This is a genomic window from Natronomonas moolapensis 8.8.11 (genome assembly GCF_000591055.1).
Lineage (GTDB): Archaea > Halobacteriota > Halobacteria > Halobacteriales > Haloarculaceae > Natronomonas > Natronomonas moolapensis.
Genome location: NC_020388.1, coordinates 1,377,312 through 1,393,060, shown reverse-complemented (window position 1 = coordinate 1,393,060; position 15,749 = coordinate 1,377,312). Strand labels below are relative to the sequence as shown.

The following is a 15,749-nucleotide window of genomic DNA, read 5'->3' as shown; positions in this document are numbered from 1 at the left end:
TCATCGATCCGTCGGTGACCCGTCCCGGCGGTGTGCGAGCCGCTCGGCGACGACCGACGGCACCGGCGTCCGGCAGTACCCGCAGTACCACGACCGCCCCGTCGTCGTCGACTCCCGCGTCAGATCCTCGGCCGCGCCCAGCGTCGCTCCACAGCCATCGCACGTGTGCGTAGAGGCCATACCGGAAGCTGTGGCCGAGCGAATACGGACCTGGCGGCGCCGGACGACAGCACATATACGTGGCTCTCCCGAACGACGAAGCGATGACACGTCGGCCGACGAGGATCGAAAACGCCACCTTGCTCTCCGTCGGGGGGATCGGGTACGGTGCGCTGTTGTTCGTGTGGTTCTCGCTGCCGGCGTACCTCTCTGCGATCACCGACGCGTTGGGGTTGAGCGGGACGCAGGCGGGCGTGCTGGCCGGCGCGATTCCGCTGACGTACATCCCGCTCGGCCTCCTGAGCGGCCTCGTCGTCGACCGCGTCGGCGCGCGAACCAGCATCGGCCTCGGGATCGCGCTCGCGGGGCTTGGGCAGTTCGGCCGGGCGAGCGCGGGCGGGTTCCCATCGATGTTCGCGTTGACGCTGCTGATGGGCGTCGGCGCGACGGGGATCACCTTCGGGCTCCCGAAACTCGCCGCCGAGCTCTACCCGCCGGCGTTCGTCGGACGGGCAGCGTCGGTGTATCTGCTCGCGTCCTATGCGGGGAGCGCAACGGTGTTTGCGGCGGGGCGGTCGGTACTCGGTCCCGCGCTCGGCGGGTGGCGGCCGCTGTTCGCCGCGAGCGGGACGGTGATGCTCGCGCTCGCCGTCGGGTGGGCGTTTCTGGCGTGGGGGGTTCCGGCCGGCCGCCACGACCCCGACGACGGCGCCGACGAGAGCGAGGGGTTCGCGCTCGCGTCGCTTCGGAGCGACGTCCGCGCCGTCTTCGCCCACCGCGATCTCCGGCTGTTGGTGCTCCTCGGAACGGCGTATCTGTTCGTCATCCACGGCCTCCAGGGGTGGCTCGTCACGCTGTTCGAGGCCCGCGGGATCACCCCGGGGCTCGCGGGCGGGGTCACCGCCGTTCTGGTCGGCGGACAGATCGCGGGCGTCCTCGCCGCGCCGGCGCTCGCCGATCGGTTCGGGGCGACCCGCGAGGCGCTCGTCGGCTGTGGCGCTATCGCCTGTGTCGGGGTTCTCGGGCTCTTTTTTACGCCAGCGCTTGCGCTGTTGCTCGTGCTCCCGGTCGTCTCGGTCGGGGTCGGCGTCGGCGGGCTGTCGCCGCTGATCCGGGCGATCCCGGTCGAAATAGAGGGGATCGGTCCGGCGCTGACCGGGACCGCGGTCGGTCTCGTCTTCGCGGTCGGGGAAGTCGGGGGCTTTCTCGGCCCCGTCGTCGTCGGCGCGCTCCGGGACGCGACGGGGTCGTTCGCCCCGGGGCTCGCGCTGTGTGCGGCCGCGGCGCTCGTCACTGTCGGCGCGGGGGCGTCGATGAGCGAGCTGTGATCGTGACCGAACCGCTGTTTGGCGGGGACATATTCGAGTTAGCGAGACCACTCGGCCGACTGGTTATAAATTCGCCGAGGGTTTATATGCGGTGTTGGTGATCCGTCCGCCCGGCTATATATAAATGGGCGCGGACAGGAGAGCGACCCCTCGGATCGAAACCGGACGCGTCGGCCCGCGCTACTCCACGTACCGCTTCGCCAGCCAGGCCTCCGCGCGACGGAGCCGGTAGGCGAGCGTCGACCCCGGCACTCCGAGTCGGTCGGCGAGTTCGTACGCTTCGACCTCTCTCGGCGTCTCGTAGTAGCCGGCCTCGACCGCGGCGGCGAGGGCGTCTGCCTGCTCGGGTGGTAGCCCCGGGTCCGCCTCCCGTTCGGGGTCGGAGACGCGCTCGAAGCGGACGTCGGCGTCGGCGATGTCGCGAACCGCTTCGACGAACCCCCCGACCGGCCCGTCCGGCGCGAGCACCCGCCAGCGTTGGGTCCGCCCGCGCCAGGTCTCCTCGAGGACAACCCCGTCGCCGAAGCGCTCGCGGGCGAGATGCGGGATCGAATCGCAGTCGTCGGTCCGCTCCCAGTAGGAGTACAACACGAGCGAGCCGGCGGAGCGATCCAACACCGTCGTCTCCCAGTCGCCGTCGCAGCCGTCCCGGACGAGACAGTCGGTGAAGTACCGCGCCCCGGCCATGTCCTCGAGGCGGTCGAGTGCGGCCTCGGGACCGCTGGCGTGGTCGACCCGCCAGAGGCTCCTCTCGGTGACGTGACACGCCGACGACCGGAGCCTCGCGTCGGGGTGCTCTGCGAGCAGGTCAGCGACCGGGTTCGCTTCCGGCGGGTGCTCGACGACGACGACGAGTTCGCGCATGTCGGAGGGTGAACGCCGAGGAATATAAACCGGGTCCTACGGGGTGAACGGCGTCGCCTCGCCCGAGGTGACGGTCGCGTGCTCGGCCCCGCGGGGGTCGGGTAGGTCCCCGTCGTACCGGGCCTCAAGCGCGGCCGCGAGCGCGTCCCGGACGCAGACGCGGGCCGCGTTGCCGACGGTGGTCGCGCTCCCGGCGAACGGCGCGCCCGCTTCGGCGCTCGGACACCCGACCGCGACCGCGTCACTCGTCGTCCCGGTGGGACCGACGAGGTCGACGAGCGTCGCCGCCTTCGCCTCGACGACCGTCGCGAGGAGGCCGGCCAGTCCGCCCTCAGAGAGCGGCTCCGCCGACCCGACGAGGACGTTGACCGTCCCGGGCCGGAACGCGTCGTCGGGGGATGCGTCCGCGTCGGCGTCGCCTCGGGTGTCTGTGCTGTGGCTGTCGTCACCAGCGGGCAGCAGGGCGGGGTTCGACAGCCCCGCGGTCACGACCGCCTCGACCGGCCCATACCGAGCCCCCCTCGCGTTCGTCTGTCGGACGCCGGTCAAAAGCGTCGGCCCCTCGGGGGGCGACCCCAGCCGCTCGGCCGCGTACGTCGCGAGGTCCGTGCGCTCGAACCCCTCCGGGACGGTGAGGTTGTGAGCAGCCGGAGCCGTCGCGTATCCGCCGTCGAAGCCGTTCGAGAGCCACCGCGTCCCCGGCCGGCGGAGCGTCAGACACTCGTCGGTGCGTTCGTACTCGAACATCACCACACCTCGTCGAGCACCGAAAACAGCGCCTCGGTCGCCGCCCGGTCCCGGACGGCGATCCGGACGTGCCGATCGAGCCCGCGAAACGTCGTCGCGTCCCGGAGGACGACCCCCCGCTGGCGGCAGGCCGAGAGCAGTTCCGCGGGCGACTCGCCGACGTCACAGAGCACGAACGGGGCCGCCGATGGAGAGACGTCGAACCCGCGGGCCGCAAGCCCATCGTGGAGGTACCGGCGCTCCTCGGCGACGCGTCTTCGGGTCGCCTCAACAAAGGCCGAATCCCGCATCGCGTGGGCACCTACTGCCGCAGCGGGGCCGCCGACGGACCACGCCGGCCGGGCCGTGCGAAGCCGCTCGCCGACCCCGCCGTCAGCGACCGCAAAGCCCGCCCGAAGCCCCGGCAGCCCGAACAGTTTGGTGAGCGAGCGGGCGACGACGGCGGCCGGATGGCCGGCAAGCGACGCCCGGTCGGTGAACCCCAAGAACGCCTCGTCGGCCAGGAGCGTCGTCCCCGAGTCCGCACACCGGTCGGCGAACGACCGCAGATCGGCGTCCGGATACAGCTCCCCGGTCGGGTTGTTCGGCGTGCAGGCGATCGCCATTGCGCACCCGGCGGGGTCGCGATCGACGACTTCCCGGTGCGGAACGACGACGGCTTCGCCGCCGGCCAACTCGACCTCGCGGACGTACTCGCCGAAGGAGGGCGCGGGAACGAGGACGCGGTCGCCCGGCGAGACGGTCACGCCGATCGCCAGCCGGATCGCCGCCAGCCCCCCCGGCGTCGGAACGACCGACTCGGGGTCACAACCGACGTAGTCGGCTGCTGCCGCCCGGAATTCCGGGTAGCTGTCGTCGGGGTACGACCGAGCGTCCGCGAATGCCTCCCGATAGATCGACCGCGTGCCGTCCGGCACACGCGGGTTGATGTTCGCGCTCAGGTCGAGTACGTCCGGGTCGTCGCTGGATCCGTGGGGGACGCGCCCGACGTCGTCGACGCTGTCAGGATCCATCCGATGCACCCCCGTCGATGGAATCGGCGAACGCCGACGCAACGGCCGCGTCGCCGGGCCGGTTGACGTTGACCGCGAGGCGGGCGTCGTAGCTCGCGCGCATCGTCTCCCCCCCGCGCTGGCCGACGACGTTCAGCCCGGTCGGCGCGAGCTCGCGGCCGCCGTGGGTCCGGGTCGTGTCGACGCTGACGCCGAGGCGACGCTTGAGCACTGCCGGCACACAGACCGTCAACGCGCCGCCGTCGTGGTCGTCGATCGCCCGGTCGATCGGCTCCGAGGTCAAGAGCGGGAGGTCGGCGGCGACGGTCACCACGGGGCGGCCGACGCGTCCTACCGCGTCCGTCAGGTCGGCGACGTACCCCTCGCCGTCGGTCTCGACGATCGGTGCCCGGCCACGCAACCGGTCGGCCGTCTCGGGTGTCTCCGGGGACGTGACAGCGTATGCGGTGTCGATCCGGCTCTCATCGAGGGCGTCGAGGACGCGCTCGACCATCGGTACGCCGCCGACCTCGAACAGCGGCTTCTCGCCGCGGTCGAGGCGGGTCCCCGCCCCGCCGCACATCACGAGAGCGTCCACGCGATCACCCCCAGATGCAGCCCGAGGACGCGGGCGAGTTCGTTCGTCGCGCCGAAGACGTCGCCGTTGACGCCGCCGAGCGTCCCGTCGGCCCACCGGATCAGGCCGACCGCGACGAGTGGCCCGGCGGCGACGGCGGCGATCCCGGCCCGGACGGGGCCGACGAGCAGCGCCGCCGGGAGCGCCGCGAGGGCCGGGCCGAGGAGCAACACCGGTTCGGCGCGCTCGGTGAACGCCGACCCGAGCCCTTCGTGGGCCGCGCTCGCGAGGCAGGCCACGCTCGCCATCCCGAGCTTCGCGCCCACTTCGGCGGCGACGACGATCCCGACGGCCGTCCGCGGCGGCGCGCCGGCGAGCCCGAGCGCCCCGAGGACCAACCCCCCCACGACGACCGCGATTGCGACGATCGCGCCGACGCCGGTCGCGGTGTCTTTCAGCGCCGCCCGGGCGTCGCCCGCCCCGTGTGCCGCCACCGCGTCGCCGAGGTCGGCGACCCCGTCGAAGTGGGGGATCCCGACGACGGCGACGAGCGCGAGGAGGTACCCGAAGGCGACCGTGGGGGCCGACAGCCCCGACAGGAACGGCAGCGCCGCGACCGCACCGATCGGGTACCCCACAAGCGAGAACGCGGCGGGGAACGACCGAAACCGGTCCCAGTCGGCCTCGTTGCTCCCGACCGGAACGCGGGTGAGGAACGCGACGCCGCCACGGAGCCCGCCCGCGATAGATCTCAGAGCCATCGGAGCACCCCCACGGTGACGGCTACCCCATAGGCGAGGACCGCCCCGCGACACACTGCGCCGACGGCGCCGTGGCTCTCGGTGACCGTCGGGTGGCCGGCGACCCCGTTGAGCGTGTAGGTACCGGGCTTTTCGAGGCGGACGTTCAACGCCGCGGCGAGGGTCCCCATCGGCCACCCGGCGTTCGGGGAGGCCGGCTCACGGGCGTACCGGCGCGCCCGGAGGGGGGCTTCGGGGTCGCCGGCGCCCACCGCCAGGAACGGCGTCGACGCCCGTGCCGGAACGAACATGAGAGCGTCGTCGAGCCTGGCGCTCGCCCAGCCGAACGGGCCGGGGTAGCCGAACATCGAATCCATCGTGTTCGCGCCCTTGAGGAACGCCGCGGCGGCGGCCGCCGCGGGAAGGGAGACGAACGAGAACGCGACGAACGCCGACAGCGGCGCGAGAAAGCCGTCGGAGAAGTTCTCCGCGAGGCTCTCGACGGCCGCGCTCCTGACGAGGCCGGCCGACAGCTCCGAGGCGTCCCGGCCGACGAGCGCGAGCAGCGCCCCCCGGGCGTCCTCGAGGTCGGTGTCGCTCGACTCGACGACCCGGCGGCCGCTCTCGACGAGCAGACGGACGCTCGATGCGACCCAGAGGACGAGCCCCGCAAGAAGCGCGTCCGCGAACGGAACCGGGAGCCTCGCGGCGAGCGCCACGGCGGCGGCGGCTACAAGCGCGCAGCTGGTCGGCACCGCCAACGCGTAGACCGTGCCGGCGAGCCGCGGGACGCCGAAGTCGGTGCCCGCCAGTGGTTCGACCGCCTGCCCCAGGAGCGCGACCGGGTGGGCCGCGGCCGGCGGCTCCCCGACGGCGGTCTCGAGCCCCCCCGCGACGGCGACCGAGACGACGAGCGCGAGCCCCGGGTCGAGTGCGGTCACGGCAGCGACTCCAGCCGTGATGCGAGCCCGGGAAGGCCGATATCCTCCACGTCGAGAAAGCGCCCCCCGGCGGCCTCGATCCCGCCGTCCGCCTCGGGGTCGTCCCCGACGTGGACGAGCGATTCGGTGTCGGCGCCGAGCCGCCCGGCGACCGCCTCGAACGCCCGCGGGTCGGGCTTTCGCCACCCGCACCCGACGCTCGAGACGACGGCGTCGAAGACGCCTCGGAGCTCCGCTCTGACGAGTGTCCGCCCGACGAGTTCCGGGACGCTGCAGTTCGAACAGAGCCCGACCGGGCCGCGTTCGGCCGCGGCGTCGATCGCCGACCGCGCGCCCTCGCGGCGGCTGACCGTCGGGTCGAAGGCGGCGACGACCGCCCGGCGGGCGGCGTTGTTCGGCGCGTCGACGCCCCGTGAGGCCAGCGCCGCGGCGACGTGGGCCGGGAGCGGGACCTCCGCGCCCACCGGCGCGTCGACGTGGACTTCGCGGTAGGCGTCCCCGAAGTCCGGCGGCACAGACACGCCACGCTCGGCGAGCGCCTCGGCGACCGCGGCCGCGGGATCGTCGGGCGTCTCGGCGACGACGAGCGTACCGAAGAGATCGAACGAGACTGCCACGATGGGCTGTACCGACCCCATCGACTTGAATCTCGCGGGCGCTACCGGGCGCTACCGGGGCGGCCGGCGGTGCAAAACCGCGAGAGGTCGAGGTCGCCGGCCGCCTCGCTCGCGCGCTCGTAGGGGCGGCCGACGACGATGTTGCCGGCGCGCTGCTTGCCGACACCCGGCAGGGTTCGGAGTTCGTCCATCGACGCCGCGTTGACGTCGAGGGGGTAGGGGACACCGGAGACCGACCGGAAGCCGTGGTCCGTGACCGCGACGTCGATCGTCCGGCCGAGTTCGCGCTCGCCGGGTAGCCCGACCAGGAGGGCGTAGGTGCCGAGCTGGCGGCCGAACGTCTTGCCGTCCTGGTGGTACTCGAGGTAGACGTTCGGGAGGACGGTCCCCGGCGGCGCGACGCGCTGAAGCATCGGGTTGTCGATCTCCTCGCGGACCTCCCGTTTGTACGTCTTGAACAGCTGCTTGTGGTCGTTGGCGATCTCCGCGCCCGTCTCCGCCATCTCGGTGCCCTCGAAGGCCATCACCTGCCGGATGTTGATCCGGCGGAGCATCAGCCCCGCCTCGTAGACGTCCCGGAGGAACCGTTTGTTGTGCTCGAACGTCTCGCGGCGCTCGCCGGCGAGACCGTGGACGAGGTTGATCCCCGGCAACAGCTTCGGGAGGCGGTCGGCGGTCGGGTCGACGGACGGGCCGTACGCGCGCTCGCCGTCGGCCGCCTCGCCGGGGCGCCACCCGCCCTCCTCGTTGACGATCCGAACCGCCTCGAGACACTCCTCGGCGGTCACGAGCAGGTTGTTCTCCTCCTGGACGAGCGGGTCGGCCGACTCGAGGCCGAAGGCGGCCGTGTCGCCGGGGGTGTTGTGCTCGGCGATGATCCGGATGCCCTCTCGGGACAACTCGGGGTACTCCGTGATCGTCACGGGATTCATGTTGTCGAGGTGTAGCGTTCCGAGGTCCGGAACCGCCGCCCGGATGCCGCCGTAGAGCGCCTCGAGGGCGTCGGGGTTCGGTGCCTCGCCGTCGCCGCCGTAGGCGAGGATGTCGGCCTGCCGCCCCAACCGGAAGTGTCGCGCCCCGCGGTCTGCAAGCCGGGAGACCTCGCTGACGACCGACTCGGGCGTCCGGAAGCTCGGATCGCCGTACATCGGTTCCGTGCAAAACGAACACCGGTAGGGACACCCCCGGGAGGTCTCCATCTCGCAGATGAGGTAGTCGGGGTGGTCGGGGTGTTGTTCGACGACGAACGCCCCTTTTTCCGCCCACCGGTCCAGCTCGGCGTTGTCGCGGTAGCGGTCCTCGAACCCCTCCAGGCCGCCGTGGACGAGGTCGTAGACGGCGGCTTCGATGTCGGCCATCGCGAGGAAGTCGTAATCGAGGTCGCTCCGCTCGGTCTCCGTGGCCCCCTCGTTGGCCTCGCCGACGCCGAATCTGACCGGCCCGCCCATCACGCTCGTCCCCTCGGCGGCCCACGCGAGTTCCTTGACCTCGCCGGGTTCGGCGGGCGTGCCGCCGACGTACTTGCCGGGGACGGTCATCCCGCCGACGTAGACGAACAGGTCGGCGTCGACGACGTCGCGCCACCGCGAACGGTCATCGCGCAGTTCATCGATCGTGTAGTACGTGATCGCGTCGGCGGGGACGCCGGCGTCGACGGCGGCCCCGGCCGCGAAGCGGGGGTACGTCGAAATGTACGGCGGCACGCCGAAGTGCGCCGGCTCGTCGACGTAGCCGTCGACGATGGTGACGTCGATATCCGCCGGGTCCTTCATACACGACGGGACGGCGTCGACGGGTAAAACGGATGCGGATGGAGCCGGGGCGGGGCGGTCGGCTTCGGGGTCGGTGGGGCCGGCCAGGTATAAGAATGTGTCCGAATAGATATATAAATTCGCCAGACCGCATATATAAATGCTCCCAATCATGTATATAAACGGGGTCGCACCACCCTCGACGGACGTACACGATGGAGTCGCGCGTACGTTGATTCGAGTCACCGAGCGGACGCTCGCGCCGGCCCGCTCGCACGACTCCCCGCCGGTCGGTTTACAATTAAAAAAGGTCGGTTTACAATCTCAAAACTGTCCGGACTGGCATATAAATGAGTTCGTCGGTATTTATATACCCTGCCCGGGGGTCGTCAGTGCGAGTTCGGCTCGACGGCGTCGAGGCCGCCGGTCTGTGCGAGCGTGAACGTGTAGATGACCACTGCCACGGTGAGGGCAACGGCGCCGACGCCCGTCATGACGAGGTCGCCGCGCGAGAGCACGAAGCCGAAGAACGCGCCGATGAACAGTCCGAATCCGATGCCGCCCGCCAGTTCGATGATCTCGACCATACCCGAGGGTTTCGGCGGTCGTTTCATATATATTTCGCCTGCGGACCGCCCACGAGCGAGTCAGACATATATAAACCCCTCCCGGTCGTCGTAGGGGCGGTCCGTCCCGAATCCACTCCGGGCTGCCCGCGCCGCCGAAACGGCCGCGACGACGCTGTCGAGGGCGTCGCCCCCCGGCTCGTCCGTGGCGGTTTCGCGGACCGGTTCGGGGAGTTCGACGGCGCTCTCCCCGGCGTCGGGCGCCGACAGCCGATCGAGGATCTCGCGCCGCTTGGCCGCCGCCCCGTCGGCTCCGTTTTTATATTCCGTGTCGACTGTCCCGAGTCGTCGAAGCGTACCCGCCGGATAGACCTCGATCGCGTTCCGCTCGCCGGGGGCGTCCATCGGCGGGACAGACACCGATCCGGCTTCGACCAGCGGTGCGAGCACCTCTCGGATCCCGTACAGCGTCTGGTAGTACGTGATGAAGCTGTAGGGCGAACTCGCGCCGACGGTCCGGTCTGTTCGCCGCTTCAGTTCGATCCTCTCGCCCGGCAACGACCGGGCGGCCGATTTGAGCCGTTCGCGCATCGCGGACGCGTCGGCGTCGGCGAAGGCCGTCGCGAACCAGCGCGTCGCCCCGTGCCACCCCTCAATCCGGTCGGGGAGCAACTCGGCGGGAAGCCCGAAGGAGACGTCGAGGCCGGTCACGCCGTCGGAACGCCCGAGCGTCCGGCGCAGCGCACGGAGTATCGGCCCCCGACCGGTCTCGTCGAACCGCTCGGCCGCAGACTGGCAGCGCTCGATACACAGACGGTCGGCCTCGAGCCGCCCGCTCGTGATCCAGATGTCCTCGCCCGGCCGCCGGCCACCGCTGAAGTCGACGCCACGGATGTTCATATCGACCGAACGGTCCCCTAGCACAAAGCAACGAGGGTCGCGTGGGGGTCTCTATCCATCGGAACTGGTCTCCGTGCGCGTGTCGCAAGCCGTTTGCTACGAGGAACCGTTCACTGCCAAGCCCCGTGCGGTGTGAGGACAAGCATTGACCCTTGAGGTCGCGGTTGTTGACCGCCTCGCCCCTGCCGGGGAATTGATTACTGTCTCTCCCGTAGCATGCGGTATGCCGAAAACCCTGGAGGTCGTCTGCACCCGAGACGGCTGCGATCTCGACATGATGGAGTTGCACTACCGGTACTCGATGCCGGACGGAACGGGCGTCGAAGCCTTCAGCTGTCCGTACTGCGGCGAGAGTGGCGGACTGGAGGCCCTGGAGGTATGATCCGGAAGGTGGGGGCGTCGCTCGGGCGGGTCATTATCGACGGGATCGGCCGGGCGACGAGCCGACTCCAAGAGCGGACGTCGCTCCCGGCCGATCTCCTTGAGAGCGATGAGGCGTATCTCGCCGTCTTCGACGCGCCGGGCGCGATCGGCGACGACGTATCAGTCCATTTCGAAGACGACACGCTCTCGGTTCGAATCGACCGATTCCGGGAGTTCCACGACGGCTACGAGATGCGATTCCCCGGACGCGGGCTCGCCCTCGACGGCGAGGTCGCGCTCCCCGACGGGGCGTCGATCGATGCCGGCCGGGCCGAGGCGGCGCTCACCCGCGCCGGGACGCTCGAGGTCGTACTCCCGAAGGTGGAGGTGGAGGCGGAGACGGACGCCGACCACGGCGGCGAGACGGCGATCGACACCGACGACAGAAGTGACGGTCACGACGGAAGCGGCGACGGGTCGACGCCGGGCGGACCGGCCTCCGAGTGACGTCCTCCGCGGCGTAAGCGGAGCGGGATCGAAGATCCCGCAGGCAGTCGGGCGACGCTCGACGACGGCGCGGGGTCCCTCGACAGAGGGATCTCGGCCTGTTATTACTCGGGCGTTGGACTGACTCCCGCGGTCGCCAGCCATCGGGGGTCAGCGGACCTCGTGTGTGAACGAACGCCACGAGCGATACTACAGTAGCGATCGGAAGACACTGCACACTCGATCGCACGACAGCAGTGCGATCGATGTGTAATCACTTCCGATGGTTACTATAACTGGTGGGGTTCCAGACCGGCCATCTCCGGTGATTTGTGCCACGGGGCGTACGCGAGTCACGCCCGGCGTGAACGCCGAGATTCGACCGCTGAATCACGATAGCTCCCTAACTATCTTCATTCCGGTTCTTGCCCCACCTCACTGCGATCAGAATGAAGACAAGCCCTTCGAGTCTGGCGAGATTGTACACCCACGATTTATACTCGTATGTAGTCTCTCCTACAGTTGTCGCATGCATTACGTAGTCGGTGAGCCGTCTGGGGAAGAGCAACTCAACCACGCCCAAGACTGCCAGAACTACTCGAATGACCATATTGTCAAATTTACTCGCCGAAGTTAAATACCCCAGCGCCGGCTTCCACCAGCTGAAAATGAGTGACCGCGCTCTCATAAAAACGGCTGCAGGGACGTGCAGTCGTGCGGTCCCAGATCCATCGATACCCGGAACCGTATTTAAATACGAACGGGGCCAGAGTATACTGTTTAGATATTCCGTCGGCTGGAGCGTGAACCTCGGACGCTCACCGACTCACAGTGGCTTGTGATACCACCGCCGACTCGCAGCGGATCGCGGCACCGACGCACGTCTCACAACAGAGCGCGGTACCGCCGCCCGGCCCTGTTGTCGGCCTCAATCGCGGCCTCGATCCGCTCGGGGAGCCACGCCCCGGAGACATACCGCTCGTGCACCGGCAGCCGTTCGGCGAGGGGGACTCCGGCTCGCTCGGCGATCTCCTCCAGTTCTGAAAGCGCCGGCCACGCGTACTCGGGGTTTATGTGATCGCCCGTCACCGGCGAGACGCCGCCGAAGTCGTCGACGCCGCAGTCGAGCAGTTGCTCGACGGGCGCGAGGTTCGGCGGCGACTGGACGCTGACGTTCTCGGGGAGGGCCGCCCGGGCCATCGCGGTCACCCGCCGCATCGTCGCCAGGTCGGGCGAGCCCCCGCCCCAGCGCTCGTTCTCGACGACGGGCTGGACGATGACCTCCTGAACGTGGCCGTACCGCTCGTGGAGTTCCCGGATCGCGAGCAGGCTCTCGGCGCGGTCCCGGAGCGTCTCGCCAATCCCGACGAGCACGCCCGTCGTGAAGGGGACGCCCAACTCCCCGGCGGTCGCGATGGTCGCCAGCCGCTGGCCGGGCGCTTTCGATCTCGGGCCGCCGTGGGCGGCCACCTCGGCGGTGGTCTCGAGCATGACGCCCATCGAGGCGTTCACGTCGGCGACGCGGGCCATTTGCTCGCGCGTCTGGTCGCCGGGGTTCGAGTGCGGGAGGAGCCCACACTCCAGGGCGATCCCGCAGACCTCCCGGAGATACGAGTGGATCGAGTCGTGGCCCCACGCCGAGAGCTGCTCGTGGATCTCGGTGTAACGGTCGTCGGGGTCGTCACCGAACGTAAAAAGTGCCTCCGTACAGCCGGCGTCGGCCCCGCGCTCGCAGATCTCCCGCACCTCGGCCGGCGACAACAACGAGGCGTTCCCCGGCGAATCGTAGTACGTACAGTAGGTGCAGGTGTACCGGCAGGCGGTCGTCAGCGGGATGAACACGTTCCGTGCGAAGGAGAGTTCGGGGGCCGGATCGACGTCGCCCGGCGTGACGGCTACCAGCCGATCGACGGCTTCCGTCGAGATTTCGATGTCGACCCCGTACTCGCTCGCTCCGAACACACCACGTCTCGGGTACTCGGAAAGATAAAAGAATCGCCCCCGGCGACGTCAGCGATCGGAGCGCCGACCAACTGCCCCACGCGTCGGGGGATCGACCGGCGGCGTCGGCTACCAGCGGCGTCGACTACCGGCGGCGTCGGCTACCAGCGGCGTCGACTACCGGCGGGCCGACCGAGAGACTGTGACGCGCCCGCCGGTCATCTCGAGTTCGAGGCCCGCTTCCCGGAGCCACCGGGCGGCCTGTCCCTCGCCGTGTAACAGCACCTCCGCGAGGTCGTCGGTCTCGTCGACGTCGACCGCGAGTCGAAACGAATCGACCGTCGTCGTCGTCCCGACGTCCGCCGCGATCCGTCGGTGGTCGGCGATCGACGCGCCGTGGTAGTCGACGTGGAAATCGGGCGTCCGGACGACGATGGCGTTCGTCCCGCCGCCGAGGCCGGGGGCGAGAACGACGCCGCCGTCCGCCCCGAGGAGCCGCGACAGCGCTTCGGGGGTCGCAAGCGCGAGGTCCGCCATCACGACTGCGACCGGCGGTTCGAGCCGATCGTCGACCGCCTCCGTCAGCGGCCGGTCGTCGACGACGACCGGCCACGCCGACTCGATCGGATCCGTCGACAGAACCGTCGGCGACCCGCCAGCCGAGTCGACTGCGGAACAGACGTCTCGGCGCATCGCAGCCGCGAACTCGGCGCGTTCGTCCGGGCCGAGCACGCCGGCGAGTCGCGTCTTCGGCCGGCTCGCCGCGAACGGGACGAGGACGTCCATCACTTCAGGCGGCTCGGCCCCTGTTGTCTGGATTTATACACCCAGTAGCCGCCGCCGACGAGGATCGCGAGCACGATCACGGCGCCGACGCCGAGCAGCGCGTTCCGGACGAGCCGGCTCTGGGAGGCCTCGCTTTCGGCCCGCTCGGCCAGGTCGATCGCGTTCTCGAAGTTCCCGCTCTCGTAGGCCGAGATGGCGCTGTCGAGGGAGTCCCGCGCGTCGCCGCCCGAGTCCCCGACGCTTTCGCTGGCGCTGTCGATCGCCTCGCGGGCCTGTCGGCTCTCGGCGGTGTAGTGGTGGCTCTCGTGGCTCCCGATCGAGCGCTCGGTGCCACCCGCCCGCTCGAGCGTGAAGTTCGCAGCGACGAACCGATCCGGCGGCTCGTAGCTCAACTCGCTTATTTCCGGAGTCGTCCCGGTGACACGGATCTCGACGCTCGCCGTGTCGTCGTCGATGTCGATCGGTTCGGTCGCCGAGGCCCCGTCGACGTCCTCGCGGGAGAGTTCGTCGCCCGCCTGGTTGTACCGCCGGATCGTCCAAGTCGCGTTGTCGAGGTCCGTGTTCGTGACGAGCGTCCAGCGTTCGAACTCGTCGAAGAGGCTCGTCACCTCGAACGTCGCCTCGAAGTCCGTCCCAACCTCCGACTCCTCGGGGAGTTCTTGGGCGGTACTCTCGACTGCGGCGGCCGATCCCGCGAACAGCGTGCCGAACAACAGGAGGGCGACGAGCGTGGCGGCGAGTGTACTACTCTTCATCGTCGCCGTATTGTATCAGGTCCTCTAAGTTGTCTTTGCTCTGTGATCTGAGCTCCTCGCTTCGCTCCTCGGCCTCGATCGCCATCCGCTGCATGTCCTTGACCCGGGGCACGTCTGTGACCCCGGCCAACACGACGATGGCGGCAACCTTCTTCTCGTTGGGCAGTGGGTAGTCGCCCGCCCGGACCTCCATGCAGCTGGTCTGGTCTTCGAGCCACTTCCGCGCCTTGTCTATCCCTTTTCGGTTGAGCGCGTCGGGCGGCCCCGACACCAAAAGCAGCGCCCGCTCGGTGCTGTCGACCTCACACTGCAGGGTCAACTTCCCGAGTGTCGCCTTTCGGACGAGCGAGGTGATCCGATTGGTCGCATCGCCAGCCGTCGAGAAGCCGTTCTCGTCCTTGCTGCCGCCGCGAAGCCGATCGAGCAGCCCCGAGTTCCCCCCGCCGGGATCGACTGGCTCGCTCGCGTAGCCGATCGAGGTGATCCCGTGTTCGCCGAGCGTGTTGATGATCTCGGAGGCGTCGACGACGCTCTCGGCGACGTTGTCCCCGAGGGCCTCCACCTCGCCCGCCGAGAACAGCGCGCCGAAGCGAGTGATGATCTCGTCGTTGATTTCGGCGTACCCCTCGCCGATGCTCTCGCCGCCGGTCTTGAACGCGTCGTTGTCGAAGACGAGAAGATTGTCGACGGACTCGGCGAACGACTGGAACGATCGGGCGGCGTTCCGGTTGTAGATCCCGCCCTCGTCGCGGCTGGGGAGGATGCCGAGCCCGTAGATTGGCTCGACGTAGAGCCGCTGGAGATGGTCGGCGAGGATGGGCGACCCGCCACTGCCGGTGCCGCCACCGAGTCCAGCGATTATCAAAAACGCGTCGATTTCCGAGGAGACCATCTTGTCGATCGCGCTTTGGATCTCCTCTAGATCCTCGCGGGCGCATTTCTCGCCCAGATCGGGCTCGGTCCCGGCGCCGTGGCCTTTCACCACCGACTGCCCGATGAGAACCCGGTTTTCGTTCGGCACGTAGTCGAGCCCCATCAGGTCCGCCTTCGCGGAGTTGACGGCGATGGCGTGGCCGATGATGCCGGTCCCTCGGCTGGAATCGTATTCGAGGAACCGGTCGAGGATCTTCCCGCCGGCCTGCCCGAAGCCGATCATTGCGAGTTTCATAGCAAGTCTTGTTCGAATAGGGTCCCAGGGACCTGATAAGCTTTCGGCCGACGTCTGACGCTGAGCGG

18 protein-coding genes are annotated in these 15,749 nt (G+C 69.5%); 3 read left to right on the top strand and 15 right to left on the bottom strand.

Translation table 11 applies throughout. From position 1 onward, the window contains the following. Entirely contained in the window at window positions 1-180 is a 180-nt protein-coding gene (locus NMLP_RS06970) for a hypothetical protein (RefSeq protein ID WP_049926247.1), read from the bottom strand. Window positions 181-263: 83 nt separating this feature from the next. Here NMLP_RS06970 and NMLP_RS06965 point away from each other — a divergent pair, with 83 nt between their 5' ends. Further along, window positions 264-1,487, top strand: a complete 1,224-nt coding sequence (locus tag NMLP_RS06965; protein ID WP_015409418.1) for an MFS transporter — start codon at window positions 264-266, stop codon at window positions 1,485-1,487. Between the two features lie 180 nt (window positions 1,488-1,667). Here NMLP_RS06965 and NMLP_RS06960 read toward each other — a convergent pair whose 3' ends face one another. The 10 genes from NMLP_RS06960 to NMLP_RS06915 form a co-directional block, all read right to left on the bottom strand. After that, on the bottom strand, window positions 1,668-2,351 hold the full coding sequence (locus tag NMLP_RS06960) for a helix-turn-helix domain-containing protein (RefSeq protein ID WP_015409417.1): 684 nt from the start codon (window positions 2,349-2,351) through the stop codon (window positions 1,668-1,670). Window positions 2,352-2,387: 36 nt separating this feature from the next. Continuing rightward, window positions 2,388-3,098: an adenosylcobinamide amidohydrolase gene (locus NMLP_RS06955; RefSeq protein WP_015409416.1), complete on the bottom strand. Its 711-nt coding sequence runs from the start codon at window positions 3,096-3,098 to the stop codon at window positions 2,388-2,390. After that, complete coding sequence (cobD, locus tag NMLP_RS06950; RefSeq protein ID WP_015409415.1) at window positions 3,098-4,111, bottom strand: threonine-phosphate decarboxylase CobD; 1,014 nt, start codon at window positions 4,109-4,111, stop codon at window positions 3,098-3,100. Before cobD ends, NMLP_RS06955 begins: the two co-directional genes overlap by 1 nt. Then, window positions 4,101-4,673, bottom strand: coding sequence for an NTP transferase domain-containing protein (locus NMLP_RS06945; RefSeq protein ID WP_015409414.1), 573 nt, complete (start codon window positions 4,671-4,673; stop codon window positions 4,101-4,103). Before NMLP_RS06945 ends, cobD begins: the two co-directional genes overlap by 11 nt. Then, the gene (gene cobS, locus NMLP_RS06940; protein WP_015409413.1) at window positions 4,673-5,428 is read right to left on the bottom strand and encodes an adenosylcobinamide-GDP ribazoletransferase; all 756 of its coding nucleotides are present in this window, start codon (window positions 5,426-5,428) and stop codon (window positions 4,673-4,675) included. Before cobS ends, NMLP_RS06945 begins: the two co-directional genes overlap by 1 nt. Next, window positions 5,419-6,348: an adenosylcobinamide-phosphate synthase CbiB gene (gene cbiB, locus NMLP_RS06935; protein WP_015409412.1), complete on the bottom strand. Its 930-nt coding sequence runs from the start codon at window positions 6,346-6,348 to the stop codon at window positions 5,419-5,421. The genes cobS and cbiB overlap by 10 nt, the downstream gene beginning before the upstream one ends. Beyond that, the gene (locus NMLP_RS06930) at window positions 6,345-6,965 is read right to left on the bottom strand and encodes an HAD family hydrolase (RefSeq protein WP_015409411.1); all 621 of its coding nucleotides are present in this window, start codon (window positions 6,963-6,965) and stop codon (window positions 6,345-6,347) included. Before NMLP_RS06930 ends, cbiB begins: the two co-directional genes overlap by 4 nt. A 41-nt stretch (window positions 6,966-7,006) precedes the next feature. Next, a complete protein-coding gene (locus NMLP_RS06925; protein WP_015409410.1) occupies window positions 7,007-8,737 on the bottom strand; it encodes a radical SAM protein in 1,731 nt (576 codons plus the stop codon). Window positions 8,738-9,105: 368 nt separating this feature from the next. Beyond that, the gene (locus tag NMLP_RS06920; protein WP_015409409.1) at window positions 9,106-9,303 is read right to left on the bottom strand and encodes a hypothetical protein; all 198 of its coding nucleotides are present in this window, start codon (window positions 9,301-9,303) and stop codon (window positions 9,106-9,108) included. Between the two features lie 60 nt (window positions 9,304-9,363). Next, a complete protein-coding gene (locus NMLP_RS06915) occupies window positions 9,364-10,182 on the bottom strand; it encodes a DUF429 domain-containing protein (protein ID WP_015409408.1) in 819 nt (272 codons plus the stop codon). A 223-nt stretch (window positions 10,183-10,405) separates the two neighbouring features. Between NMLP_RS06915 and NMLP_RS15590 the strand changes: the two genes are divergently transcribed. Both NMLP_RS15590 and NMLP_RS06910 read left to right on the top strand, forming a co-directional pair. Continuing rightward, a complete protein-coding gene (locus tag NMLP_RS15590; RefSeq protein ID WP_015409407.1) occupies window positions 10,406-10,564 on the top strand; it encodes a DUF7559 family protein in 159 nt (52 codons plus the stop codon). Beyond that, a complete protein-coding gene (locus tag NMLP_RS06910) occupies window positions 10,561-11,052 on the top strand; it encodes an Hsp20/alpha crystallin family protein (protein ID WP_015409406.1) in 492 nt (163 codons plus the stop codon). The genes NMLP_RS15590 and NMLP_RS06910 overlap by 4 nt, the downstream gene beginning before the upstream one ends. An 864-nt stretch (window positions 11,053-11,916) precedes the next feature. Here the strand turns inward: NMLP_RS06910 and cofG are convergent. The 4 genes from cofG to NMLP_RS06885 all read right to left on the bottom strand — a co-directional run bounded on the left by cofG (window position 11,917) and on the right by NMLP_RS06885 (window position 15,681). After that, a complete protein-coding gene (gene cofG / locus NMLP_RS06900; RefSeq protein ID WP_015409405.1) occupies window positions 11,917-12,993 on the bottom strand; it encodes a 7,8-didemethyl-8-hydroxy-5-deazariboflavin synthase subunit CofG in 1,077 nt (358 codons plus the stop codon). A 156-nt stretch (window positions 12,994-13,149) separates the two neighbouring features. Then, on the bottom strand, window positions 13,150-13,758 hold the full coding sequence (gene cofC / locus NMLP_RS06895; protein ID WP_015409404.1) for a 2-phospho-L-lactate guanylyltransferase: 609 nt from the start codon (window positions 13,756-13,758) through the stop codon (window positions 13,150-13,152). After that, entirely contained in the window at window positions 13,758-14,513 is a 756-nt protein-coding gene (locus NMLP_RS06890) for a hypothetical protein (RefSeq protein ID WP_015409403.1), read from the bottom strand. The genes cofC and NMLP_RS06890 overlap by 1 nt, the downstream gene beginning before the upstream one ends. After that, complete coding sequence (locus tag NMLP_RS06885) at window positions 14,503-15,681, bottom strand: tubulin/FtsZ family protein (RefSeq protein WP_015409402.1); 1,179 nt, start codon at window positions 15,679-15,681, stop codon at window positions 14,503-14,505. The genes NMLP_RS06890 and NMLP_RS06885 overlap by 11 nt, the downstream gene beginning before the upstream one ends. Window positions 15,682-15,749: the final 68 nt, after the last annotated feature.

What these genes read in the sequence shown, in the direction of transcription:
- NMLP_RS06970 (WP_049926247.1), bottom strand. Translation starts at nt 180, where the DNA reads ATGGCCTCTACGCACACGTGCGATGGCTGTGGAGCGACGCTGGGCGCG.
- NMLP_RS06965 (WP_015409418.1), top strand. Translation starts at nt 264, where the DNA reads ATGACACGTCGGCCGACGAGGATCGAAAACGCCACCTTGCTCTCCGTC.
- NMLP_RS06960 (WP_015409417.1), bottom strand. Translation starts at nt 2,351, where the DNA reads ATGCGCGAACTCGTCGTCGTCGTCGAGCACCCGCCGGAAGCGAACCCG.
- NMLP_RS06955 (WP_015409416.1), bottom strand. Translation starts at nt 3,098, where the DNA reads ATGTTCGAGTACGAACGCACCGACGAGTGTCTGACGCTCCGCCGGCCG.
- cobD (WP_015409415.1), bottom strand. Translation starts at nt 4,111, where the DNA reads ATGGATCCTGACAGCGTCGACGACGTCGGGCGCGTCCCCCACGGATCC.
- NMLP_RS06945 (WP_015409414.1), bottom strand. Translation starts at nt 4,673, where the DNA reads ATGTGCGGCGGGGCGGGGACCCGCCTCGACCGCGGCGAGAAGCCGCTG.
- cobS (WP_015409413.1), bottom strand. Translation starts at nt 5,428, where the DNA reads ATGGCTCTGAGATCTATCGCGGGCGGGCTCCGTGGCGGCGTCGCGTTC.
- NMLP_RS06925 (WP_015409410.1), bottom strand. Translation starts at nt 8,737, where the DNA reads ATGAAGGACCCGGCGGATATCGACGTCACCATCGTCGACGGCTACGTC.
- NMLP_RS06920 (WP_015409409.1), bottom strand. Translation starts at nt 9,303, where the DNA reads ATGGTCGAGATCATCGAACTGGCGGGCGGCATCGGATTCGGACTGTTC.
- NMLP_RS06915 (WP_015409408.1), bottom strand. Translation starts at nt 10,182, where the DNA reads ATGAACATCCGTGGCGTCGACTTCAGCGGTGGCCGGCGGCCGGGCGAG.
- NMLP_RS15590 (WP_015409407.1), top strand. Translation starts at nt 10,406, where the DNA reads ATGCCGAAAACCCTGGAGGTCGTCTGCACCCGAGACGGCTGCGATCTC.
- NMLP_RS06910 (WP_015409406.1), top strand. Translation starts at nt 10,561, where the DNA reads ATGATCCGGAAGGTGGGGGCGTCGCTCGGGCGGGTCATTATCGACGGG.
- cofC (WP_015409404.1), bottom strand. Translation starts at nt 13,758, where the DNA reads ATGGACGTCCTCGTCCCGTTCGCGGCGAGCCGGCCGAAGACGCGACTC.
- NMLP_RS06890 (WP_015409403.1), bottom strand. Translation starts at nt 14,513, where the DNA reads ATGAAGAGTAGTACACTCGCCGCCACGCTCGTCGCCCTCCTGTTGTTC.
- NMLP_RS06885 (WP_015409402.1), bottom strand. Translation starts at nt 15,681, where the DNA reads ATGAAACTCGCAATGATCGGCTTCGGGCAGGCCGGCGGGAAGATCCTC.